The organism is Prevotella sp. khp1 (assembly GCF_900102205.1).
In the GTDB taxonomy this organism is placed as follows: Bacteria; Bacteroidota; Bacteroidia; order Bacteroidales; family Bacteroidaceae; genus Prevotella; species Prevotella ruminicola.
The window spans coordinates 966162-990874 of the sequence record NZ_FNJZ01000001.1 but is presented as its reverse complement, the minus strand read 5'-3'; the positions used below and the strand labels follow the sequence as shown (position 1 = coordinate 990874).

The 24713-nt window shown below is 51.7% G+C and carries 13 protein-coding genes; 8 read left to right on the top strand and 5 right to left on the bottom strand.

Annotated elements, in window-relative coordinates; all coding sequences use genetic code 11:
- Positions 1-3: 3 nt before the first annotated feature.
- Positions 4-492 carry a D-Ala-D-Ala carboxypeptidase family metallohydrolase gene (locus BLR73_RS04225; RefSeq protein ID WP_091859271.1) on the top strand — a complete coding sequence of 163 codons (489 nt, stop codon included), beginning with the start codon at positions 4-6 and terminating at the stop codon, positions 490-492.
- Positions 493-886: 394 nt separating this feature from the next.
- On the opposite strand, the gene BLR73_RS04220 is transcribed toward BLR73_RS04225, so the two are convergent.
- The 5 genes from BLR73_RS04220 to BLR73_RS04200 all read right to left on the bottom strand — a co-directional run bounded on the left by BLR73_RS04220 (position 887) and on the right by BLR73_RS04200 (position 14673).
- Entirely contained in the window at positions 887-3289 is a 2403-nt protein-coding gene (locus BLR73_RS04220) for a glycosyl hydrolase 115 family protein (RefSeq protein ID WP_091859268.1), read from the bottom strand.
- Between the two features lie 114 nt (positions 3290-3403).
- Positions 3404-5170, bottom strand: coding sequence for a RagB/SusD family nutrient uptake outer membrane protein (locus BLR73_RS04215; RefSeq protein WP_091859265.1), 1767 nt, complete (start codon positions 5168-5170; stop codon positions 3404-3406).
- 12 nt (positions 5171-5182) lie between these two features.
- Positions 5183-8197: a SusC/RagA family TonB-linked outer membrane protein gene (locus BLR73_RS04210; protein WP_052173395.1), complete on the bottom strand. Its 3015-nt coding sequence runs from the start codon at positions 8195-8197 to the stop codon at positions 5183-5185.
- A 199-nt stretch (positions 8198-8396) separates the two neighbouring features.
- Entirely contained in the window at positions 8397-12254 is a 3858-nt protein-coding gene (locus BLR73_RS04205) for a hybrid sensor histidine kinase/response regulator transcription factor (protein WP_091859262.1), read from the bottom strand.
- Positions 12255-12381: 127 nt separating this feature from the next.
- Positions 12382-14673 carry a glycosyl hydrolase 115 family protein gene (locus tag BLR73_RS04200; protein WP_091859259.1) on the bottom strand — a complete coding sequence of 764 codons (2292 nt, stop codon included), beginning with the start codon at positions 14671-14673 and terminating at the stop codon, positions 12382-12384.
- A gap of 170 nt (positions 14674-14843) precedes the next feature.
- Here BLR73_RS04200 and BLR73_RS04195 point away from each other — a divergent pair, with 170 nt between their 5' ends.
- The 7 genes from BLR73_RS04195 to BLR73_RS04165 all read left to right on the top strand — a co-directional run bounded on the left by BLR73_RS04195 (position 14844) and on the right by BLR73_RS04165 (position 24711).
- Positions 14844-15815, top strand: a complete 972-nt coding sequence (locus tag BLR73_RS04195) for an aldo/keto reductase (protein ID WP_033149891.1) — start codon at positions 14844-14846, stop codon at positions 15813-15815.
- 1 nt (position 15816) lies between these two features.
- Positions 15817-17496 carry a rhamnogalacturonan acetylesterase gene (locus BLR73_RS04190; protein ID WP_369821130.1) on the top strand — a complete coding sequence of 560 codons (1680 nt, stop codon included), beginning with the start codon at positions 15817-15819 and terminating at the stop codon, positions 17494-17496.
- 14 nt (positions 17497-17510) lie between these two features.
- Positions 17511-17828, top strand: coding sequence for an L-rhamnose mutarotase (rhaM, locus tag BLR73_RS04185; RefSeq protein ID WP_033149893.1), 318 nt, complete (start codon positions 17511-17513; stop codon positions 17826-17828).
- A gap of 1 nt (position 17829) precedes the next feature.
- A complete protein-coding gene (locus tag BLR73_RS04180) occupies positions 17830-20535 on the top strand; it encodes a sugar-binding domain-containing protein (RefSeq protein WP_091859253.1) in 2706 nt (901 codons plus the stop codon).
- A 122-nt stretch (positions 20536-20657) separates the two neighbouring features.
- On the top strand, positions 20658-21977 hold the full coding sequence (locus tag BLR73_RS04175; protein ID WP_233456418.1) for a glycoside hydrolase family 28 protein: 1320 nt from the start codon (positions 20658-20660) through the stop codon (positions 21975-21977).
- Positions 21970-23454 (top strand): rhamnulokinase, encoded by a 1485-nt coding sequence (locus BLR73_RS04170; RefSeq protein ID WP_091859251.1) that lies wholly within the window; start codon positions 21970-21972, stop codon positions 23452-23454. Before BLR73_RS04175 ends, BLR73_RS04170 begins: the two co-directional genes overlap by 8 nt.
- 6 nt (positions 23455-23460) lie before the next feature.
- A complete protein-coding gene (locus BLR73_RS04165; protein WP_074832959.1) occupies positions 23461-24711 on the top strand; it encodes an L-rhamnose isomerase in 1251 nt (416 codons plus the stop codon).
- Positions 24712-24713 lie beyond the last annotated feature (2 nt).

Genomic DNA, 24713 nt, shown 5'->3' with positions numbered 1-24713 from the left:
ATTATGGAATCCATAGTTCAGTTAAACAGTAATGCAAACCTCTCCGAGCACTTCACTCTAGGTGAGATGACAAAGAGTAGTAGTCATCCCGAAGTGTATAACATCCCTAGCCATGAGGCGATTGCAAATCTAAAACGCCTATGCACATGGCTGGAAGCGCTGCGCAAGCGTTATAATGATAAATATGGAGTGGGTGAGGAACCCATCCGTATTAACTCTGGGTATCGCAGCCCGCAATTAAATAAGAAGATTGGTGGCGCGGCGGGGAGCAACCACCTCACTGGATGCGCGGTGGATATCCGCGTGCTGGGGATGGAACAGCTGGTACGCTATGCCACCATCCTGCTGGATTACGCTGATGAGAGCCGTCAGGATTTCGATGAGTTGCTAATCGAGCGCAATCGCTACGGTGCCGTGTGGCTGCACTTCGCCGTCCGCCCCAGCACCCCCTCGTCCAAGAACCGCCACAAAGTAGCCTTCATCCAAGCGTAGCAAAAATAACGGAAGCCGAGTGACTTCCGTTTCTTTTTTCTATTAATAGTTGCCAACGACGGTCCAGTTAGATCCTATATTACCAGACCAGCCTGATACATTTCCAGGAAGAGTGTGCAACTTAGTATCACTACTTACTGCAGGCAAGTCTTAGTTTGCACCCGATGTTAACATAAAGGTTGCAAGTCCGCAAATAAGGATGACCAACACCCATAATAATTTTTTTTTCATATCGTTCTTGTTCCGTCGTTAGTAATAATGCTGCAAATATACAAAGTACTTTGTGAAAATCCAAATTTTTTCGTGTTTTTTTTAAAGTACCTGCCTAAAAAACACGCAGTTAGGATAAAACAGCAACAGAGGCCTGCAGTGATTGCAAGCCTCTGTTATTTTTTTACTGTTTCAGCACAGGTTGATAGGTAATCTTCTGTACTATCTGTCCTGGATCTACTATCGAGAGCGTGATGACATGCTGCCCTCGGGCCTTATCAAGCGGCAACGTAAGTACGAAATCCTTGCGGTTCTCAAGAATCTGTATCTTCCATTCGCGCCCCCATTCCTTGAATTTATTCTCTAAGGTGGCGGCCTTACCCTGGTCGATGCTCACGGCCAAACGGTTGCTGCGATCGGTAGAAACGGGCCACATGGGTACCACCGAGATGCACAGCTGGATGGAGTCGGCACTGGCTGGCAGCGATGGGATAGGGATATTGATGCTGCCCGATGCTTTCTGGTCGAGCGGCTGTCCCATCTGCAGCACCTGCCAGTCGGTACCCATACCGGTGAGCAACCTGAAGGGTGCTTTGACATCGAGACCGCCCAAGTTGATTTGATGCTCGAACTCGGGATGGCGCTGGTTGTCGGGCAGGCGATAGGCCGTGGTGGGGCGGTTGGTAAGTGTGGGCATCTGATGGTAGAGTGCGGTATAGCCAGGTGTAACCTCCGACATCATCTGGTTCCACTTGCCGCCTAATTGTGTGTTGTAGCGCTCCAACAGCAGGTTTATCTGGCGGTTGGCATCCCTGCATTGCTCGGCATACAGCACGTTGCCTGTTTCGTGGTTGGCCTGTGCGTACAGGAACTTACGGTTCATCTGGTAGGCCGAATGTACGGCATAGCCCAGCATCTCGAACAGGACAGGGCGTTGCTCGGGTGCGAGCGCCTGCTCGATGGCATCGTAGGCAAAGCAGATGTTCTGATAGTCGACCAATCGTTTCTGGGCTGTACCGGTTTCGAAACTGAAGTCGGTATCGTAGAGTCGGGCATACTCGGGGGTGTCCCATTCCATCTCATAGCCCATAAACTCAGGCTTGCGGTCCCACGCCAGGCGGTAGTAGTTGTCGAGGATGTACTGGAACGCCTCCTGATGCTGCTGTCCGAACACTTTGGCCAGCCACTCGGCCTGATAGGCGTTGGCGTTATCGTAGCTGAACTGCTTGAAGTTGTAGGCCATGTCCATAAACATCTGTGTCTCGATCTCCATGGGCTTGATATCGCCCACGTTCAGCAGCCAGTAGCGGTCGGCACCAGCGGTATAGGCCTTCAGCAGCTCTTCGTACATCAGCATGGGGGCTGTTGAGAAAATCCACAGATTGTCGTGGGGCACACCGCAGTAGCTCAGGTGGTAGTACACGCCGCTGCCACCGCTGCGCTGCTGTTCGCGGCTGTTGCTCACGCGTTTCATATAGCCGTAGTTGTCGTCGGGCCATACCAGGGTGATGTCGTCGGGTACGCGCAGTCCGGCATCGTAGATGTCGAGCGTTTCCTTGTAGGGCACGAATATCTGCGGTAGCTGTGTGGCTTTCTTTTCCTTATATTTCTCGAGTATCTCGCGCTGCTTGGCAAACACCTGCTCGAGCGTGCGGGCGCGATCCTTGGGATTGGTACTGCCTTTCATCGCCTCGTCGTGCAATCCGCGCAAGCCCATGGTGTAGATGTTGTCGAAGGCCTTGGTATCGCGAATGCGGTCGTCGAGTTTCTTCAGGATAGTGGCACTGTTGGTTTCGTAGTTCCACTCGCCATCGCGCTGCTTGTTCCACTCCGATTCCGCGGCGTTGTTGAACAGCAGGGGCTCGCAGTGGCTGGTGGTGATCATAATGCCGTAGGCATCGGCCACCTGCTGACTCTCGGGATGGCTGTAGAAGGCACCCGTGCATGAGTGCATGGCCGGGGCCAGCATGTTGGCCTTGAGGCGCAGCAGCAGCTCGCAAACCTTGGCATAGGTCTTGGGACCTATATCGCCCAGCTCCTTCTCGAAAGTTTTGGCGGCCCAGGGCTTCAGGCCCCAGTCTTCGTCGTTAATAAAGATACCACGGTATTTCACCGAAGGCTCGCCCGAGGCATAGTAATCGCATTCTACGGCAGCATCGGGGTTCTGGGCTACAGGCACATCGGCCCACCAGTACCAGGGCGATACGCCGATGCGTTGCGACACGTCGTAGATGCCGTAGATGGTGCCACGCTTATCGCTGCCTGCTATCACCAGGCGCGGCTGTTTCTCGTTTGTGATGCTGATAACGTAGCTTTCCCATCTGCCTCTCAGGTCCTTATCCTTCAGTACGCCCTTGGCAATAAGCTGCTTGATGGTCTTACTGCCATAGGTGCCTACGATGATTTGCGACGCTCCGCTACCGGCAGAACCTGTAACCATGGCTATATCGTGCTTCAGGTCGCCGATGGCACGTATTACCTGTGGTGATTCAGTCTTGTCGTAACTTACAGTTGCGTTTGCAACTTTGAATGTTCTGCCTTGCATGCAGAGCGGAACAAGTAGTAATAACCATAAAAATCTTTTCATAACAAATCTAGTATTTGAGTGCAAAGATAGAAAAAAATTAAAAATAAAGCCCAGACTTTCACAAGCCTAGGCTTTTTTTATCAATTACTAACTAATTTTTATTAATTATTCAAATTAATAGCCAGGATTCTGTTCGAGTACAGCGTCCTTGTTGGCTTGGATGGCCGACAGTGGGATGGGGAACAGGTCGAAGTGGGCATCGTAATCCTTCTTGTCGGCGCTGTTGGCTGCGTTGAAGTAAGGATTGTATTTCTTGATGCGCTCGGCCAGCTTGCCTACACGCGACAGGGTAAGGCGGCGCTTCTCCTCGCAAACCAGCTCGCGGAGACGCTCATCCAGAATGAAGTCGATGTCCATCTGGTCGGCAGTTACAGCCTTGGCCTTGGCACGGGTGCGCAGCACGTTGATGTCGGCTGCAGCCTCGGCCTTCTTACCCAGATTTACATATGCCTCGGCACGCAGCAGATAGGCTTCGGCCAGACGGAAGAAATACTGATCGGTGAAAGTCTTACCACCGGTTCCTGCCAGCTGGTAGGTGGCCTTGTCCTGATACTGGGCATCGGGATAGTGGAATGGTGTGGTCATCTTGGTAGAGTAGCCGCACATAAAGCGGTTAGGCAGCTGGTTGGTGGCATTTACACCGCCGTCGAAACCTGTGGTCATCGAGTAGCCAGCGGGCAGTACGGTGTGCTCAAGGTCGAAATAGCCATCAGGCATGGCAGCTGCCAGCTCAGGACGGTCGGCCAGCACGTTGGTGCGATGAATCTTGAAACGGCGAGGCCAGTTGAACTCTGAGTTACGCATATCGTTGAAGTCGTCGGCCCAGATGCCGTTATACAGATGATCTACAGCATAGTGTGTACCGATACCACGGCCACCGGTCATATCGCCGATAGGCCAGTTGAACAGCTGCACGTTGGTGCCGTCGGGGGCAATGAGCTGGAACTTGTCGACCTGAGGAGCAAAGAAACGCTCGCCCCAGAAGCTACCGGGATTCCAGAAGAAATGACTGGTGTTGTTACCACCACCATCAACGTTGGTCTCGAACTGAATCACCCAGATACCCTCGGTATTACCTGCCGAACGGTTCTGATTGTTGGGGCGGAACAGATCGTAGAACACGTCGCCATCCTCCTTGGCCTGCGAACCGAAACGCTGGGTCATCAGGGCCAGGTTGGTGTTGTTGATAACAGCCGAAGCGGCATTCACAGCCTTGTCGTTAGCGCCTGTTGCCAGGTAGGCCTCGGCCAGCAGCATGTTGGCGGCTGGTTTGCTGATCTCACCATCCTTTACGGCGTTGATCTCGGGCAGATTGGCTGCGGCATACTCCAGGTCTTCGATCACCTGAGCCCATACCTTGTCTTTCGACTCGCGTGTAAAATCGGTCTTGGGGGCTGTTACCTCCTCAATCTGTAGGGGCACATTGCCATAGAGCAGAACCAGCGTGCGATAACCTAATGCGCGGAAGAAACGGCCTTTGGCTTCGAACTCTTTCTTCTGATCGCCGGTCAGAGCGGTTGCGTTAGGCACACGGCTGATAACGGTGTTGGCCTGGGCAATCAGTTTGTAGTTCTCGTCCCAGTAGAACTTGGCAATGGCGCCCGAGGGAGAGAGGTCGGCAGTTATGTTCGACTTGAGCGGGTCGGCAGTAATCCACATATCTGCAAACTTCGAAAGGTCGGTGGTGCGGTCGTATGTGGTGTAGAACTCCTCACGTGTAAGGTAATAGAGTTCGGTGGTAGCAGCATCAAAGTCTGCTTTCGTATTGTATGAGTTGGATGCCGAATTAAAGTCAAGGGCTTTCTCCTCCAGGAACTTGTCTTCGTTGCATCCTGTCAGCGTCAAAGCTGAGATAACGGTGAATAATAATATCTTTTTCATGTGTAATGGCAATTAAAGATTGATATTGAGACCAAATGTCACACTCTTCATAACCGGACGGTTGTCGTAGCAGCTACCGGTTGTACGGTTCTGGCCGTTGATGTCCTGATAGGTCATGTTAGGCTCGGGATCCCAACCATGCCAGCCGGTGATGGTGAGCAGGTTCTTGCAGCTCATGTAAACATTGATGCCGTCGATACCGATGGTGCGCATCCACTGCTTGGGCAGGTCGTAAGAGAGGGTGATATCCTGCAGGCGCAAGAACGAGCGGTTCTCGTAGCGATAAGGATTGATGGCAGGGTTGGCATTGTAGAGCGCGTAGATACCACCAGGATTGCTTGGTGTCCAGAAATTGTCCACCTGTTGGGTCAAGCGGTTGTGACGCAGTGTGTTATCGTTGACGAGCTCGGCAAACGAGTTCTTACCCATAAAGCTCTTGCTGCCACCCAGAACGGCGTTGAGGAAGAAGCTCAGTGTAAGGTCCTTGTACTTGAACGAGTTGAGCAAGCCCATGCGTACCGATGGATCGGTCTTACCGATGATGCTGCGGTCCTTCTCGTTAATCTCGCCATCATCGTTGATATCTACAATGCGGTAGTTACCTGGGTGATAGCCCTCGGGGATATTGTCGCCTACCTGCCAGATGCCATCGATGGTGTAGTCGTAGATAGCCGAGAGCGACTCGCCGATGAACAGTGATGATGAGGTGAGGTCGTCTTCCTTACCGTCGCCGTTGGTGTCAAGACCTGCCAGCTTGTTGATTTTGTTGCTGTTGGTTGAGAGGTTGAACATTGATGTCCACTCAAAGTCCTTGGTTACAATGTTGCGAGAGTTGATGGTAATCTCGAAACCGTTGTTCTGAATCTCACCTACATTCGACATGATAGATGTGAAACCGGTGATTGAAGGAATCTGTACAGCATAGAGCAGATCCTTGGTCTTGGTGGTGTAGTACTCGATATTACCCGAAATGCGGTTGTTCAGCAGGGCAAAGTCGATACCAAAGTTGAAACCTGCAGTCTTCTCCCATTTCAGGTTGGCATTCTCCATCGAAGCCAGCTCCTGGCGCATAGATCCGCTAACGCCATCGCCAAAGATGTAGCCGATAGAAGAGTTAACACGGGCCAGTGAAGAGTAGCGTGAGGTCTGGTTTCCGCTCATACCCCAACCGGCGCGCAGTTTCAGGTAATCCAGCTGTGGCACCTTGAACCACTCCTCGTTGGTGAGAACCCAACCCAGAGCTACTGATGGGAATACGGCACTCTTGTTGTTGGCCGAGAAGCCTGAGTAACCATCGCGACGTACGGTGGCGGTCAGCAGATAACGGCCGTCGTAAGAGTAGTTTACGCGAGCCATCTGGTAGAGCAATGTCTCCAGCCAGGCATCCGAATTTGTATTCTGAGTAGAAGCCAGCTCCAGTGAGTTGTAACCCAGCGTCATACGTGGGAACAGCTTGGCATCGGCACCAGTGTAGCTGTACTTGCGGCGTGAAGCACCGTAAACCAATGTGGCACCAACACTGTGCTTGCCAAAGTCGTTCATATAATTCAGAATGTTATCAAGCGTATAATCATAATAGGTAGTGTGGTGCTTGTAAGCCTGACCATTGTTGTTCTCGGCAAACTCGCTGGCATAGTTATGCTCGCCAATGCGGTAGTTGTTACCGAAGTTAAGGCGATAGGTGAGGCCCTTCAGAGGCAGCTGCACCTCGGTGTAGAGGTTGGCAAAGAATGAGTTAGAACGATCGTAGTCGTCAACCAGCGAGCCATGGTATGGATTCTCGCGGGCATCGTGAGCGGGATAGTGAATCATATCGCCGTTCTCATCGTAAGGCTTGGTAAGTGGGCTGCACTCGATGAGGAATGGCAGATAGGTTTCCTGGCCATCGCGGTTCTCGAACGAACCGAATGCCTGTACACCTGCCTTCAGCCATTTTACTGGCTGGATGTCTAAGTTAACGCGGATTGAGTTACGGCTGTAGTCGTCGTTAAGCAGATAGTTCTTCTGCTTGGTATTACCCAGTGAGATCAGGTACGACATGGCATCGCTACCACCCGAAATATTCATCTTGTTCTCCCAGATAGAACCATTGCGGGTAAAGTCGCTCCACCAATCGTAGTCGCCAGGAACAATGTTGCCCTGGTCGTCGGTCATCCAGGCATCCGGCATGCGCTCAGAGAGCTTGAAGTTGGGATTCTGCTGGGTGTAGCCCGACTCTGCCGTCTTAGAGTACTGCCACAAACACTCATTGTCGAAGTTCAGCATTTCGCTGCGGTTCATGGTGTGCATCTTTTTGGTAGGTGTCTGGAAGCTGTAACTGCTCGAGAACGATACCTTGGCCTTGCCCTTGGCACCCTTCTTACTGGTGATGAGCAGTACACCATTGGCTGCCTGTGCACCGTAAACGGCTGTAGCCGAAGCGTCCTTCAGTACGTCTACGCTTTCGATATCGGCAGGGTTGATGCTCGACAGATTACCTGTGAAGATGATACCATCGAGGATGATCAGTACGCTGGTGTTACCCGAGATGGTATTGGCACCACGGATAGAAAGCTCGGGACTTGAACCGGCAGAACTGGCCTGACCTACATTCAAGCCAGGTACTGTTCCCTGTAACGACTGCAGAAGGTTAGTGTTAGGACTCTTTTCGAATGCCTGGATGTTGGCACGGCTCACTGCACCGGTAACATCGCTCTTTCGCATGGTACCATAACCTACTACAACAACCTCGTCGAGCAGCTTCTGGTCGTTCTCCATCTTAATCTCCAAAAAGCTCTTGCCTTTTACCGATACTTTCTGAGTAAGAAAGCCTACAAAAGAAATCTGAATCTCACCTTTTGTGATGTTTTTCAGTTCAAATTTTCCGTCGAAGTCGGTCACGGTACCATTCGATGTACCAACTTCTCTTACAGTGGCACCGATAACGGGCTCGCCCGCATCGTCTTTCACAACACCTTTAATGATGCTTTGTGCCGAAAGCAGCATAGGAGCTGCCAGCAGCGTGAGCATCATTAAGATTCTTCTCATTGTTTTTTCTTTCATACACAAATGATTTTAATTATTAGTAATAATTGGGTAAATCTGCCGCAAAGGTAAGGCAAAAATATGTTTTTGTTGCAAGGAATTTGTTGCATAGCCCTGCGATTATTGTGCAATATATAATATATCGGTATTTTGCAACAAAATCGCAAAATACCGATACAAATGTCCCTGTTCTTGCAGGATGCTACTCCTTATGTGTCTCGATGTATTCCGAGGGCGACATGCCGAAATGTGTCTTAAAGGCGGTAGAGAAATGGGCCTGATCGGCATAACCTACCTTGAAGGCAACCTGTGAAACGTTTACCTTGCTTTCGCGCAGCAGGCGGGCGGCTTGCTCCATGCGCAGGTTGCGCAGGAACTTACCACTGGAGATGCCGGTAATCTCCTTCATCTTGCGATGCAGTTGTGCACGACTGATACCCACGTCGGCAGCCAGCGTGTCGATATTGAATTCGGGATCCGACAGGTTGGCATTGATTGAGTGCATCACACGTTCCATCAGCGCATCGTCGTTGCCTTTAACCTGAATTTTCTCCACGCGCTCCTCCTGTTGCATGGCTCCGCTGAATTTACCACGCAGGCGGCGGACGTTGTCAATCAGATTGTCAATCTGGATATGAAGCTCCTCCATACTGAACGGCTTGGCAATATAGGCGTCGGCACCCGACTTCAGACCTTCGAGCTTGTGCTCTACTTCGGCTTTCGAGGTGAGCATGATTACTGGAATCTGCGAAATCTGAGGATTATCTTTGATACGTTTCAGTAAGGTGAGTCCGTCCATCTCGGGCATCATCACATCGCTGATAACCAGGTCGTACTGTTGGGTGAGAAGGATTTTAAGCGCCTCTTTTCCATTCGGGGCATGGTCGAATTTGTAGTGGTTGCCCAGTTCGTTGTTGATGTAGTCGGCAATCTCCTGATCGTCGTCAACCACAAGGATATGGAACTGGTGGAATGCTTGTCGGGCGCTTGCACCTCTAGACAGAATCTCGCGGGCAGGGGCGTCGGTGATAATCTGTTCAGGTTTCAGATGGCCATATCCCTTTGGAATGGTTACCGTGAAGCAGGCACCTCGCTCGCCATCCTTACGATTGGTGGCTTTTATCTTTCCGCCGTGCATTTGGGTGATGGAGCGACTGAGATTCAGTCCAATTCCTGTGCCCTGCATGCCAAGGTCGTCGGCATTACGTCCCTGATAGAAGCGGTCGAACAGTCTTTCGGCCTCTTCTTCTTTGATGCCCACACCAGAGTCGATCACCTGTATCTCGATTTCTTTCTCCGTTTCGCGCAGAACCACTTTTACCTCGCCGCCGTCGAAGGTGTATTTGAAGGCGTTTGAGAGTAGGTTAGAGATAACCTTGTCGAAGTTGATGCGATCTACCCATGCCAATACATGGTTTTTCTCGTGTTCGAACAGGAAGGTGATGTTACGCTGGTTGGCGTTGTATTGGTATAGCTTACAGATGCCGCTGATAAACTCCACGAGATTAGTCTCCCTGCAGTGCAGCTGCATCTGGTTCTTGTCGATACGTCGCTCGTCCAGTATCTGGTTCACCAGTACCATCAGGCGCTGGGCATTCCGGTCGATCGTGTCGATATAAACCTGCTCTTCGCTGTTTGTGGCAATGCTTTTTAACTTGGCCAGAGGACCCATAATCAGTGTGAGCGGCGAGCGGATGTCGTGAGTGGCATTCATCAGGAACTTCATCTTCTCCTCGTCCATTCGCTGATGGGCCTTGCGGCGAAGGCTCAACACCAGGGCTACCAATAATAACACACCAACTAACAGATAGAAGATGTGGGCCCAGGTTGACTGATACCAGGGAGGGGTTACCTTAACCGTTATGGTTTTTATCTCAGAGTAAACACCCGCTGAGAGGGCTCTTACTTCAATCTTGTATATGCCTGGCTGCAGATGGTTTAGCTGGATACTGTTCTCGCCCTCGGCTTTCTGTATCCATTTCGAACCGTTGATTTGATATTCGTAAATAATATTGTAGGGACTTACGAAATCAAGCAGCGAGAACTCGAGTGTAATGCTGTTGTCAAGATACGATACCTGATAGGCGTCGGTTTCAATCACGGGGCCGTTGGTCATGGGGTTGCCTGCAACGAAGAAACCTGTTAGCTTGATGGGGGGCAGATCTTTGTGGCAGCCGGTTGCACGTGTGGAGTTGAACACCGTTAAACCGTCGTTGTTGGCAAAGTATATCATGTCGTCGCTGGTATGCATGCCAACGCAGTTAATGTATTCCTTGGTGGTAAGTCCGTTACCGATAACATGGCCAATGAAGTTCTTTCTTTGTTGATCGAATTGCCAGATACCCATTGAGGTGGCGCACCAGATGTCGCCATTGTTGGCTTTTACAATATAACCCACTACTTTGTTGGACAGACCATCGCCATAACCGAATCGGGATACTTGCTGGTCGCCAAGATGGTAGGTGAAAAGCCCCTGGTCGGTGCCGATGAGTATATCGCCGTTTTGGGTCTCACAAAGCGAATAACACATGGTGCCTTCAAGTAGACTATTCCAACCGTAAGGATGGAAATTGTCGTCTTGTGGGTCGTAGCATGAGATACCTGCAGATGTGGCCATCCATATATAGCCATTCCTGTCGGGCATCATCGCCATAATCCAGTTGTTATGAAGTTGTCCTCTTACAGCATCGTGCTCTGTGGCCAGAAATTTGCGTACGGAGTGGTCTTCTGGGTTGTAAATACAGAAACCACGCGAGTATAGGGAAATAAACAATCGCCCATCGCCTAAATCCGTCATGTCGTTCAGCTTGTCGCAAACAAAGGATGCCTGATATTGCGATCTGCCTGTCAGCGGGTCGTACGAATAAAGCGCTTTATCAGTGCCTATCCAGTAGCGTTTCTTGCGGTCGCGGTAGATTAATTCGGCCGATGGCGGTGATGCAGGGTGTGACACAATATGGCCACGCTTGTCGAATCCATACACGCCGTTGCCTTGTACAACAGCCCAAACCATGTCCTGATCGCCTTTGCAGATGGAGGTAATGGTGGAACTGATGCGATAGCCTTGCGACGAAAAACTCCATGACGAGAACTGGGGCTGGATGCGAGGTATCATGACCAGACCTTTTGACTGGCAGCCTAACCAAATGTTGCCAATGCGGTCTTCGTAGATACACCAGATCTTGGCCGTGTTCAGATCCAAACCGTTGAGTTGGCATTCAACGCGCTCCAGCTTCTTACTGCCTTTCTTCAGTATGAACAGACCGTCGCCTCGCGTACCAATATATATGTTGCCATTCCTACTTTGGAATGCACTACTGATACCCACATTGTCGCCTCCAAGGGCTGTGAGGTCGATATCAGCCTTAGTCATTTGGCCTTGGTGATAGCGATTGATGCCATGCTGACAAATAACGAGAATGTCGCCATTGATCTCCACCATCTTGACTACAATGCCTTGTTGGACAAAGAACTGATGTACTTGATGCTGATCCTTCATCGTGATTTCTTCGCCATAGCCACACTTCCAGAAACGGCCGTGACTATCTTCCATCATCTGATTGAAATACCAGTTGCCACTTTGGGTGGTATGCCCATCCGGCACTTTGTGCAGGGTGTTGTCTTTCAGATCATAAAGTCCCATTCCTGATGTGCCAAACAGAAATTCGCCGTTCTTACGTTCAAGGACGGATATGATGCGTGGTTTGTTTGGCGTAGGAAATGTGTATTGGATGAAACGATTGCTGGCGTAGTCGTAACGCGAGAGGCCGGTTCTTGTCCCCACCCAGAGCTGCCCCTTTTTGTCGCAATAGAGTCTGGTAACGATATTACTGCTCAATGTGGTAGAATCGTCGGGAAGCGACAGATAGGTGGTGAACCGATAGCCGTCGAACTTGTTGAGTCCGTTCTCGGTCGCAATCCAGATGTAGCCATATTTGTCCTGGCACACATCGTTAATCAGACCGCTTGAAAAACGTTCTGACGGGAAGAATTGGCCTGCCTGTCCATGCGCCATCAATGGCATGACGATTAGTAGCAAAGATAGTAATATTTGTCTCATATCGTATCATTTTGCTGCAAAATTAAACAAAATTCCTGGAACTACCATAGGTTTTTGTTTCATAGACATGGAAAAATGTTTCGAACAGCCATGAGTGCAAGTCAATAGTTTCCTTTTTTATCATAAGTTAGAATGATTTGAATATACGTAGTTGATCGAAAACAATATGGTTATCGAGGGCACGCACCGTAATGGTGTGACGACCTTGCTGCAGATGCAGTTTTGTATCGCGTATAGCCTGTCCGCTGAGCACATTCTGTTTCCAGCGTTCGGAGCGGAAAGGTTCTTTGAGCGAATAAACTACTGACTGCCCGTTGTCAAGGCTTACGCTGAATCGCAAATCGCCATGGTCGTTAGGTTGAGTGGGTATCAGGGCTGTCTGTAAAATGTAATCGCCCTCAGAGGCAATATCTATGGTATAGCTAAGTGCACCATTCTGAGGTAAGGCCACAGCATTCATGGAATGACCTAGCATTTGAATGGTACGTATGCCCTCAGAGGCTGATTGGTAATCAGCGGCCTGACGCATCAGGATGCATGGCGGATTGGTTCCTGTAAGTTGGGCATGTACGTTATCAAATACCGGCAGTTTGCGTGGGGCGGCATCCATCAGATAGCGCCATTTTCCTCCGTTCATCTCGTTGTATCGCTTGGTAAGTGCTTGTATCTCTTCGTAAGCGCGATGGCTCTCTGTTGAGTCGCCAAGAATCTTGGTGTTCATGGCTATTGTGGCAAATACGGGATACTCGATAGCTGCAAAGAATGCATCGTTTAATTCAGAACGAACGAGCATACGAATGGCCATAATTTCGGCCTTGAGGTGTTGGAATGCTGACAGACGCTGGGCTGCCTCGATAGCTGAAAGGGGAATATCGCCAACAGCAGAGAGTCCGCGGGGGTATTTCTTCTTGTCGAGTTCCACTTGTGTGTAGCCCATAAACTCAGGTCGGCGCTCACCACAAAGGCGGTAAAACTCGTGCATCACGGGTAGGAGGCGCTTTCCGGCTTCTTGACCAAACTGTCGGCATAGCCAAGACTCCAGATGTTTGGTGAGTGTATGACCTTCAACACAGTTGATGTTCCAGGCCAGATCGAGAAACAACTCCAAATCGTAGGCAGCCACCTTCGGATCGTGTACGTTGGCTATCCAAAGTTTGCGTACGTTGTGATGGTAGGCTTCGCACATTTCGTGATAGATGAGCCCTGGCTGCGTAGTGGTTAGCCACAGGTAATCGTGAGGGCGGCCCCAATAGCTCAGGTGGTAATACACACCTGCACCGCCTGGGCGCTGCTGCTCGTTGGCATCCGACAGGCGCGTCATGTAGCCATAGTTATCGTCGCACCACATTAGTGTCACATTATCGGGTACTTGCAATCCCTTCTCGTATAGCTGTAATACTTCTTTATAAGGTACGAATACCTGCATGAGTTTTGATGGGTCGCCAATATGTTTGCGTAGTAGTTCCTGCTGGTCGTTGATAACCTGCTGCAGGGCTTCGAATTTCTCTTCTTCGGTTTTGTAGCCTTCCATCGAGCTGTCGTGTATGCCGCGCATACCAATGGTGAACATATTGTCTTTCGACTTTTTAACCTCTTGTAGGCGTTCTGTCCAATATTGGTGCACTTGTTGCCGATTGGTGCGATAGTTAAAGGCACCACGTTCTGCAGTATTCCACTCATCAACATTATTGCGTAGTAATGGTTCGCAATGCGATGTGCCAATCACCATACCACACGAGTCGGCGATAGCTTTAGCGCCAGGAATCTTGAAGAAGGCTGTTGTGCCAGGATGCATGGCGGGCCAGATGGTGTTGGCGCGCAGGCGTAGCATCAGTTCGAATATTTTCCGATAGGTTTTCGGGCCAATCTGCTTTTTTTCTGATGGCTCATAGGTTTTGTGGCTCCAAGGGCGCAGACTCCAGTCCTCGTCGTTTAAGAAAATACCACGATATGCTACGCTAGGGTGTTGTTCGGTTTCGAAATCATCATTCATCACCAGTCGATTCTTCTTTTCTGGCACCACATCGCCCCACCATATCCAAGGCGATACGCCTGCCAGTCGAGATAATTCCAATAGCCCATAGGCCATGCCGCGCCCATTGCCGCCTTCAATCAGAATCCTTCCTTTCTTTACCTGAATTCGAAAACCGTCATGAGGTAACGAAGCGTTATGGGAAACTTTAATGATTCCGCTTGCCGAAGCCTGAGGGCGCATGCCCGTTACTTGTTGCATGTCGCCCATCCACATATCGAGGGCTGTCTTCACCACGGGTTCTACCTTCTTGGGTATCTGATACGTTATCGGATGTTGTCCGTCGAACCATGTCACCTGATGGGGCTCGCCCAACTCATATTTACGCTGGGCTTCTATGGTCGTTATGACCGTTAGTAGGCATAATGTTATGATAATTCTCTTCATATTCCTTTGTATGAGTGATAATCCTGCTGCAAATTTAGATATAAACATGGTAGTATAGTTCGAAAACTATCCGAAAAGATACAAATTTGTACAAAAATGAACGATATTCTTATTAGGTATAGCCAAAATTCGCTATCTTTGCAGCAAAATTACTAAAACATTAACTATCTATGAAGGAAAATTACTTTGCGGATAAGAACCGCTATGATAATGGGATGGAGTTTGAGCGCTGCGGGCGCTCGGGTGTGTTGCTGCCAAAGGTGAGTTTGGGCTTCTGGCACAACTTCGGTAGTGTGGACCCCTACGAGCGCAGTCGCGAGATTACGCACTACGCCTTCGATCACGGCATTACCCACTTCGACCTGGCTAACAATTACGGACCGGTGTATGGCTCGGCCGAGGAAACCATGGGCCGACTGATGGACGAGGACTTCCGACCCTATCGCGACGAGCTGTTTATTTCGAGCAAGGCAGGTTACGATATGTGGCCTGGACCTTATGGCAACTGGGGCAGCCGCAAATATCTGATGGCGAGCCTGGACCAGAGTCTGAAACGCATGAAGATAGATTACGTGGATTTGTTCTACAGTCACCGTTACGACCCTGAGACACCGCTCGAGGAAACGCTGCAGGCGCTGGTGGATATCGTGCGCCAGGGTAAGGCGCTCTACGTGGGTATCTCGAACTGGCCATTGGAGCCGCTGAAGTTTGGTTACGAGTACCTGAAGGCACACGACGTGCCCCTGCTGATTTATCAGGGCCGACTGAGCATGCTGGACCGTAAGCCGATGGAAACGGGCATTCTGGATTTTTGTGCCGAGAAGGGTGTGGGCTTTATCGCTTTCTCGCCATTGGCGCAGGGATTGCTCACCGACCGCTACCTGAATGGTGTGCCTGCCGACAGCCGTATGTCGAAGGGTAAGTTCCTGAAGCAGGAGATGCTGACACCCGAGCTGCTGGCCAAGCTGAAGAGATATAACGAGATAGCTACCAGTCGCGATGAGACATTGGCCGAGATGGCCCTGGCATGGGTGCTGCACCAGAAGGGTGTGACATCGGTATTGGTAGGTGCCAGCTCAACCGCACAGTTAGAGAAGAACCTGAAGTGTGTAAGTGCTGCTCCGTTTGATGATGTGTTGTAAGATGAAACGACTGTTTGCACTATGCATGATGGCTTGCGCGCTGGGCGCGCAGGCACAGGTGGCCGAGGCACCAAAGGATGTGAATGGGGTGGTGGACAACACGCCCGACAGTATAGCCAAGGCGATGACGGCACGCCCCGTGCCCGGTTCGAGTAGAAAAGGTAACAATCCAGTGCTGTTTCTGATAGGTAACTCAACCATGCGTACGGGTACCTTGGGTAATGGTAACAACGGTCAGTGGGGCTGGGGCTACTATGCACACGAATACTTTAATGCCGATAAGATAACCGTTGAGAATCAGGCACTTGGCGGTATGAGTAGTCGTACCTTCTACAACAAGTTGTGGCAGCCCATCAAGCAGGCTATCCGTCCGGGCGACTGGGTGATTATCAGTATCGGCCATAACGATAACGGACCCTACGACGAGGGCCGTGCGCGTGCCAGTATCCCCGGCGTGGGCGATGACTCGCTGAACGTGGTGATTAAGGAAACGGGCGAACACGAAACCGTATATACCTATGGCGGCTACATGCGTAAGTATATTAATGATGTACGTGCGCAGGGCGGCAACCCCATCCTGATGTCGCTCACCCCGCGTAATGCCTACGACGAGAACGGCAAGATCGTGCGCAAACCCCACACTCAATGGCTGATGCAGGTGGCTGCCGAAGAGGGCGTGCCCTTTATCGACCTGAACGAGATATCGGGCCGAAAGCTGGACAGCTATGGTGCCTGGAAAACCGATTACCACTTCTTTCTGGATAAGATTCATACCAGTCGTTTTGGTGCGATGATGAATGCCCGTTCGGCTGCCGAGGGCCTGATGGCCAGCCGCAACCCTGCGCTGAACCCGCTGAAGGCGATGATGCAGAACGTGGAACTGAACACCTGGCAGGTGGACCGTACCGATGGTAAGCCCGTGGTGTTTATCACTGGCGACAGCACCGTGAAGAATGCCGATAAGGATAAGGATGGCATGTGGGGCTGGGGCGCCGTGGCCAATACGGTGTTTGATGAAAACAAAATCAGTATTGTGAATGCCGCCAAGGCAGGTCGTAGCTGTCGTACCTATCTGAACGAGGGCCGTTGGGAGCAGGTGTATAACAGCTTGCAACCCGGCGATTTCGTGCTCATCCAGTTTGGTCATAACGATACGGGCGCCATCGATATGCCCAAATATCGTGCAGCCATCGCCACAGGCAACGATAGCTGCCACGTTTATCAGATGAAGGCCGCTAAGGAAGATCTGGCCAAGCAGAACATCATCGACCAGAAGCTGAAATCGAATACGATTGTTGGTTCTTACGAGGTGGTTTATTCGTTTGGTTGGTATCTGAAGAAGTTTATTCAGGACGTACGCGAAAAAGGTGCTACACCTATTCTGGTATCACTCACCCCGCGCAACGAGTGGGAGAACGGTAAGATAGAGCGTCGCAACGACTCGTATGGTGCCTGGTACCGTCAGGTGGTAAAGGAAACGGGCGTAGAGTTTGTGGATCTGCACAATCTGGCTGCCGACTTCTACGACCAGAAATGTGGCAGCAAGGCCAAAGCCGAGAAATACTTTAAGCAGGACCACACCCACACATCGCTGCTGGGTGCCAAAACCAGCGCCCAGTGCGTGGCCAAGGGTCTGCGCGCCAACAACAGTGCATTAGCAAAGTACCTAAAGAATAAATAATAACGTAAAACCAAATGAAACGATTTGCATTTAAGATGCAGCTGAAACCCGGTTGCGAAAAGGAATACGAGCGTAGGCATGCTGCCATCTGGCCCGAATTAGTAAAAATGATTAAGGACGGCGGCGTGAGCAACTACAGCATCTACTGGGACAAGGAAACCAACATACTGTTTGGCTATCAGGAGTGTTCGGGCGAGGGCAACTCGCAGGATACCGACAACGTGGATCCCATCACGCAGAAATGGTGGGACATGATGGCCGACATTATGGACGTGAACCCCGACAACTCGCCTGTAACCAAGCCTCTGCAGGAGGTGTTCCATCTCGATTGATATGAAACTGAAGTTAATGGGCTGCTTGTTGATGCTGGTGCTTCCCGCACTGGCCCAGCAGCATATCGACCTGAGTGGCGAGTGGCAGTTCAGTAGCGAACGCGAAACAGGAGTGGTGCGATTGCCCGGCTCGATGCTGACAAACGGCAAGGGCGACGAGGTAACCGTGAACACCAAGTGGACCAGCTCGCTCTACGACTCATCCTACTATTTTAACCCCTACATGGCGCGTTATCGCCAGGCAGGGCAGATGAAGTTTCCGTTCTTCCTAACCCCCGACAAGCATTACGTGGGTAATGCCTGGTACGAGCGCACGGTGATGGTGCCCAAACAATGGAAAGGGCAGCCGGTGATGCTGTACCTGGAGCGCCCGCATATCGAGACCACGGTAATGGTGAATGGTCAGCGGGTAGGGCATCAGCAGTCGCTGTCGGTGCCGCATGTTTACGATGTTACACCTTATATAAAATACGGCAAGCCCAACCAGCTTACCATCCAGGTGTACAATGGCATCGAGAACGTGTGCGTGGGTCAGGATTCGCATAGCGTAACCGACCAGACGCAAGGCAACTGGAACGGTATTGTGGGTAAGATTGAACTGCGCCAGGGCCCGCACATCTGGCGCAAACGCGTGGTGCCCGATATGCAGAACGGCATGGTGGCCATCACCATCAACGAGACTACCTATCGCCTGCCGTTGGGTAGCGATACCGTGCGCTGGGACGAGTTCCATCCGCAGCTATACACCCGCACCGTAAACTATCAGGGCACCTCCGTGAACGTAACGTTCGGTCTGCGCGAGTTGAAGATTGACGGCGCCCGCATGCTGATTAATAATCGCCCCATGTACCTGCGTGGTACGGTGGGCAACTGCTGTTTCCCCGAAATGGGTTATCCGCCAACCGACGAGGCCTCGTGGGAGCGTGTGCTGGGGCAGTGCAAGGCGTGGGGCATCAACCACATCCGATTCCACTCGTATTGTCCACCCGAAGCCGCCTTTGCCGTGGCCGATCGACTGGGATTGTATCTGCAACCCGAGGGTCCGTCGTGGCCCAACCATGGCGTAAAACTGCGCAGTGGTATGGCCATCGATCAGTACCTGATGGACGAGGGCCGGAGGATGATTGATGCGTACGGTCATCATCCCTCGTTCTGCATGATGGCGGCTGGCAACGAGCCCGCTGGCAACTGGGTGCCTTACACCAACGAGTGGGTGCAGCAGATGAAAGCCTACGACCCAACCCGACTGTACTGCGGTGCATCGGTAGGTGGCGGCTGGGCTTGGGACGATGGTTCGGAGTATCACGTAAAAGCTGGAGCCCGCGGACTGGATTGGGACAAGCATGCACCCAGCAGCGATGATGATTATTATCAGCAGCTGCTATTCCCCCGCAATTACAAGTCAAGCGAACCTAATAACTCGCCCATCATTGCCCACGAGCAGGGACAGTGGTGCGCCTTCCCCGATTTCAAGGAGATACCGCAATACACCGGTGCCTACAAAGCCAGGAACTTTGAGATATTTCGCGATTTGCTGGCCGATAATGGCATGGCCAGTCAGGCTGAGAAATTCCTGCAGGCTAGTGGACAACTGCAGACGCTGTGTTATAAATACGAGATTGAGCGCAACCTGCGTACCAAGGATTATGCCGGTTTCCAGTTGTTGGGGCTGAACGACTATTCGGGTCAGGGAACCGCGCTGGTGGGTGTGCTCAATGTGCATTGGCTTGAGAAGGGCTACTGCAACCAGCAAGATTGGGCGCAGTTCTGTTCGCCCATAGTGCCCCTGGCCAAGTTCCCCAAGTTTGTATATACCAACAACGAACGCCTTGAGGTGCCCATCGAGGTGTATAATGCCTCGGCTGCTGCGTTGCGTGGTGCCCAGGTAACATGGCGCGTAGCCGACCACACTGGCACGCTGCCTGTAACCACCATCCCCCTTGGTAAGAACATCCAGTTAGGTAAGGTGCAGCTGGATTTGGCCGCTTATCAGCAGCCCACCAAACTTACGCTGCAGATGGCCATCAACGGTAAGGCCTGCAACCAGTGGGATTTCTGGGTGTACCCCAACGATCTGAATTGTGACAAAATACAGTGTGACAGTTTGTTTTTCGCTGATACCCTCGATGCCAAGGCCCTGCAGGTGCTGGCTGATGGTGGCGATGTGCTGCTGACGGCCGCTGGCAAGATACGTTATGGTAACGATGTAAAGCACACGTTCCTGCCTGTGTTCTGGAACACGTCGTGGTTTAAGATGCGCCCGCCGCACACCACCGGCGCCTATATCCAGAGCAACCATCCCGTGTTCGGCTATTTCCCAACCGACGATTGGCAGAACCTGAACTGGTGGGAGTTGACCAACCGTGCGCAGGTAATCAATATGGCCGAGTTCCCCGCCGATTATCAGCCCATCGTGCAGCCCATCGATACCTGGCACGTAAGTCGTAAACTGGGTATGCTGTTAGAGGCGCGCGTACTGAACGGCCGCCTGCTGATGACCACGATGGACATTACCCGCAATCTGGACCGCCGACCCGTGGCCCGACAGTTGCGTTACAGCATACTGCGCTACATGGCATCGGACGATTTCAAACCCGCCATCCGTGTGGCACCCGAGGTGATTCAGCACCTGTTTGAGCGCGAGGCACCCAGAGTGGATATGTTTACGAAAGAGAGTCCCGACGAGCTGAAACCTAAGTTAAATTAAGCGTATTGTACGCCAAAAATAACTAAATCCGTACGATAAGATAGCAATTAGTACAATTTGTATCGCTGCTAATTCGGAAATAATCCGTAATTTTGTAGGCGATTAAAACAAATAACTGAAAAATGAGAAGAATAGTGCTCTTGTTGCTTGCCGTGGCGCTGGTTGCTACGGGAGTTGCAAAACCCAAGAAGAAAACCGCCGTTGAGGTTTGGCCCGACCAGACCGTGATGGACGCGTGGTTTAAGGATACTACTAAAGTTGATGTGGCTAAGCTGGGTAAGCAGTATGTGATTACCGACTTTGGTGTGCGTCGCGATTCTACCGTGGTGCAGACCAAGGCCATCCAGGCTGTCATCGACCGTGCTGCCCAAGAGGGTGGTGGCGTGGTGGTTATCCCCGAGGGCACTTTCCTTACAGGCGCCTTGTTCTTTAAGCAGGGTACGCACCTGCATGTAATCGGACGATTGAAGGGCTCCGATCGCATCATCGATTTCCCCTATATCAAGACCCGTATCGAGGGCGAAACCTGCACCTACTTCTGTGCCCTGGTGAATGCCGACAGACTGGACGGTTTTACCATCAGTGGAAAGGGAACCATCGATGGTAACGGACTGAACTACTGGCAGGAGTTCTGGATTCGTCGCAAGTGGAATCCCCAGTGTACCAACAAGGATGCGCAGCGCCCACGACTCACCTATGTGTCGAACTCAACAAACGTCACCATTCAGGATGTGCATCTGGTTAACTCGCCCTTCTGGACTAACCATGTGTACAAGAGCAACCACGTGCGCTATCTGGATTGCTACATCTATGCCCCCACCGAGAATATCTGGGAGCCCGACCCCACACGTGGCGCGCCATCGAGCGATGCCATCGATATCGACGCCTGCACCGATGTGCTCATCAACGGCTGCTATATGCACGTGAACGACGATGCCGTGGTGCTGAAAGGCGGTAAGGGAACCTGGGCCGACAAGGACGAGACCAACGGCGATTGCGAGCGCATACTGATTCAGAACTGTCACTACGGAAAGGTACACGGCTGCCTGACGCTGGGTTCGGAGTCGCTGCACGACCGCAACGTGATTCTGCGCAACTGCTACACCGAGCGTGCCGACCGTGTGCTGTGGTTGAAAATGCGTCCCGACACGCCGCAGCACTACGAGTATGTGCTGGTTGAGAACATCACCGGTCACTGCAAGCGCTTTTTGTTTATCCACCCCTGGACCCAATTCTTCAAGCCCGAGCAGCGCGACGACATGCCGCTGTCGAGATGTAACAACATCGTGATGCGTAACATCCAGGTGGAAACCCCAACGCCTTACGACGTTAAGACATCGGATAAGTACGAGCTGGTAGATTTTACCATCGACGGCAAGCCATTGGCCTTTGCCAAGAACCCCGTTTCGAAAGAACAACTACAACATATGATATATGAATAATCAAAAATACTTTTTTTCGGTAGACCTTGGTGCTACCAGCGGTCGAACCATCATCGGCCGTATCAACGATAACAAATTCGAACTGGAAGAGGTGACCCGCTTTCCCAATAACCTGATTGTGCAGGGCGGTCATTACTACTGGGATATCTACGCCCTGTATTTCGAGATTATCAAGGGCCTGAAAGAGGTGGCACGCCGCGGACTGGATATCGTGAGCATTGGTATCGATACCTGGGGTGTGGACTTTGTGATGATAGGCGAGGATAACGCCATCCTGCGTAATCCGCGTGCCTACCGCGATCCCATCACCTTCGAGGCGATGGACGATTATCTGCAGAATGTTGTTACTAAGAAAGAGGTGTATGATGTAACAGGCATACAGTTTATGTTCTTTAACTCGCTGTTCCAGCTCTACGCCATGCGCAAGGAGGATAACAGCGCGCTGAAGCACGCCAAGCAGATACTGTTTGTGCCCGATGCACTGAGTTGGATGCTGACGGGCGAGGCCGTGTGCGAATATACCATCGCATCTACCTCGCAGTTGCTCGACCCACGTACCAAGCAGCTCGACGAGCGCCTGTTGGCATCGATTGGACTCGATCGTTCAAAGTTTGGCAAGATGGTGATGCCTGGCACCCGGATTGGTGTGCTGACCGACGAGGTGCAGCAGCTGACCGGACTGGGCGCTGTGCCCGTGATAGCTGTGGCTGGTCATGATACCGGTTCGGCTGTGGCAGCCGTGCCTGCCAAGAACGAGCAGTTTGCCTACCTGAGCAGTGGCACCTGGAGCCTGATGGGTATCGAGACCAAGGATGCCATCATCAACGACCTCTCGTACGATCGCAACTTTACCAACGAGGGCGGTGTAGAGGGTACCACCCGTTTCCTGAAGAATATCTGTGGTATGTGGCTATACGAGCGCTGCCGACTGGAGTGGCCCGACGAGGTGCGCAAGTTGTCGCATCCCGAGCTGCAGGGTTCGGCCATGCAGGTTGAGCCATTCCGCTCAATTATCAACCCCGACGACCAGCTGTTTGCATCGCCCAAATCCATGATTGGTGCCATCCAGCAGTACTGTCGCGACACCCATCAGCCTGTGCCCGAAACACCGGCCGAAATCTGTCGTTGTATCTTCGACTCGCTGGCTTTGCGCTACAAACAGGTGTTCCAGTGGCTGCAGGAGTTTGCTCCATTCGAATTAAAGACACTGCACGTGATTGGTGGTGGCAGTTTGAACAAGTATCTGAACCAGTTTACCGCCAACGCCACCGGTGCAACCGTACTGGCCGGTCCACAAGAGGGTACCGCCATCGGCAACATCATGCTGCAGGCCCAGGCTGCCGGACTGGTAAAAGATATCTGGGAGATGCGCCGCATCATTGCCAACAGTCTTGATCTGGTGAAGTACGAACCCACCGACCAGGCTGCTTGGGATAAGGCTTACGAGACATATCTGAACATAACTAATAATAAATAGAAAACAATGAAAACAGAACTAATTGAAAAAGCGTATGCCGTAGCCAAAGAGCGCTACGCTGCCGTAGGCGTTGATACCGACGCCGTGTTGAACCAACTGCAGGCACAGCAGATTTCGCTGCACTGCTGGCAGACCGACGATGTAGTGGGCTTTGAGCGTAACGAGGCCCTGAGTGGTGGTATCCAAACCACTGGTAACTACCCCGGACGTGCCCGTAATATCGACGAGGTGCGCCAGGATATCGAATTTGTAAAGACCCTGCTGGCTGGTAACCACCGCCTGAACCTGCACGAGATATATGGCGACTTTGGTGGAAAGTTCGTAGATCGCGACCAGTGTGGCGTGGAGCACTTCCAGAGCTGGATCGACTGGGCCAAGGAGCAGAACATGAAACTCGACTTCAACTCGTCGAGCTTCTCGCACCCCAAGAGCGGCAGTCTCACTCTTTCTAACCCCGATAAGGCCATCCGCGACTTCTGGATTGAGCACACCAAGCGTTGCCGTCGTATCGCCGATGCCATGGGTAAGGCGCAGAACGATCCCTGTATCATGAACATCTGGGTACACGATGGAAGCAAGGACATGCCCGTACAGCGCAAGAAGTACCGCGAAATCTTGGCTGCCTCGCTCGATGAGATTATGGAGGAGAAGCTGGATGGCGTAAAGAACTGCTTCGAGGCCAAACTGTTTGGTATCGGACTGGAGAGCTACACCGTGGGCAGTCATGATTTCTACACCGCCTACTGTGCTACCCGCAAGCAGATGTACACCATCGATACCGGTCACTACGAGCAGACCGAGAACGTATCCGACTTTGTATCAACCCTGCTGATGTATGTGCCCGAGCTGATGCTGCACGTAAGTCGCCCAGTACGTTGGGACTCTGACCACGTAACCATCATGAACGACCAGACACTCGACCTGTTCAAGGAGCTGGTTCGTAGCGATGCGCTCGATCGCGCCCACGTGGGTCTCGACTATTTCGATGCCTCAATCAACCGTATCGGTGCTTATATCATCGGTGCCCGTGCCACTCAGAAGTGCATCCTGCAGGCCCTGTTGGAGCCCAAGGAGCTGCTGCGTAAGTACGAGGACAACGGACAGAACTTTGAGCGTCTGGCCCTGATGGAAGAGGCTAAGAGTCTGCCTTTCGGTGCTGTGTTCGACTACTTCAACCTGAAGAACAACGTGCCTGTAGGCGAGGAGTTTATCGCTGCCATCCAGCAGTACGAGCAGGATGTGACTTCAAAACGCTAAGA

Coding starts and splice junctions, on each gene's coding strand:
- BLR73_RS04190 (WP_369821130.1), top strand. CDS start 15,817: ATGAAACGACTGTTTGCACTATGCATGATGGCTTGCGCGCTGGGCGCG.
- BLR73_RS04170 (WP_091859251.1), top strand. CDS start 21,970: ATGAATAATCAAAAATACTTTTTTTCGGTAGACCTTGGTGCTACCAGC.
- BLR73_RS04175 (WP_233456418.1), top strand. CDS start 20,658: ATGAGAAGAATAGTGCTCTTGTTGCTTGCCGTGGCGCTGGTTGCTACG.
- rhaM (WP_033149893.1), top strand. CDS start 17,511: ATGAAACGATTTGCATTTAAGATGCAGCTGAAACCCGGTTGCGAAAAG.
- BLR73_RS04195 (WP_033149891.1), top strand. CDS start 14,844: ATGAAGGAAAATTACTTTGCGGATAAGAACCGCTATGATAATGGGATG.
- BLR73_RS04200 (WP_091859259.1), bottom strand. CDS start 14,673: ATGAAGAGAATTATCATAACATTATGCCTACTAACGGTCATAACGACC.
- BLR73_RS04165 (WP_074832959.1), top strand. CDS start 23,461: ATGAAAACAGAACTAATTGAAAAAGCGTATGCCGTAGCCAAAGAGCGC.
- BLR73_RS04220 (WP_091859268.1), bottom strand. CDS start 3,289: ATGAAAAGATTTTTATGGTTATTACTACTTGTTCCGCTCTGCATGCAA.
- BLR73_RS04180 (WP_091859253.1), top strand. CDS start 17,830: ATGAAACTGAAGTTAATGGGCTGCTTGTTGATGCTGGTGCTTCCCGCA.
- BLR73_RS04215 (WP_091859265.1), bottom strand. CDS start 5,170: ATGAAAAAGATATTATTATTCACCGTTATCTCAGCTTTGACGCTGACA.
- BLR73_RS04205 (WP_091859262.1), bottom strand. CDS start 12,254: ATGAGACAAATATTACTATCTTTGCTACTAATCGTCATGCCATTGATG.
- BLR73_RS04210 (WP_052173395.1), bottom strand. CDS start 8,197: ATGAGAAGAATCTTAATGATGCTCACGCTGCTGGCAGCTCCTATGCTG.
- BLR73_RS04225 (WP_091859271.1), top strand. CDS start 4: ATGGAATCCATAGTTCAGTTAAACAGTAATGCAAACCTCTCCGAGCAC.